This is a genomic window from Rhodococcus sp. T7 (assembly GCF_009872365.1).
Lineage (GTDB): Bacteria > Actinomycetota > Actinomycetes > Mycobacteriales > Mycobacteriaceae > Rhodococcus_F.
In genome coordinates, this window is the sequence record NZ_WXYH01000318.1 from 1 (window position 1) to 508 (window position 508).

A 508-nucleotide genomic window follows, 5' to 3' on the forward strand; every position below is an offset into this window, starting at 1 on the left:
GAACTCGACTGGACGGCAGCAATCCTGGACGCGGCAAGCGTCCGGGCAAAAAGGGGGGCTCGCTGACCGGGCCCAGTCCCGTCGACCGCGGCAAGAAAGGATCGAAGATCCACGTCCTGTCCGAAGCGAATGGAATCCCGCTGGCCGTGGACGTATCCGGAGCGAACACCCACGACAGCACGATGCTGCAACCATTGGTGGCCGCGATCCCGGCGGTGAAGTCCCAGCGTGGACCACGCCGCCGCAAGCCGGGAAAGCTTCGCGCCGACAAGGGCTACGACTACGACATACACCGACGGTGGCTTCGCGAACACGGCATCATCCCGCGGATCGCCCGCCGCGGCATCGAACGAAACGATCGCCTCGGCCTGTACCGATGGAAGATCGAACGCACCGTCGCCTGGCTCACCGGATACCGGCGCATGACCATCCGCTACGAACGCCACGGCGAACACTTCACCGGATTCCTCCACCTCGCCGCCGCACTCACCTGCTTCAAGAAACTTCC

General features: G+C 64.6%; 1 pseudogene. It reads left to right on the forward strand.

Annotation, left to right across the window (positions count from 1 at the left end):
• A pseudogene (locus tag MLGJGCBP_RS24535) lies at positions 1-437 on the forward strand (transposase); the annotation flags it as partial.
• Positions 438-508 lie beyond the last annotated feature (71 nt).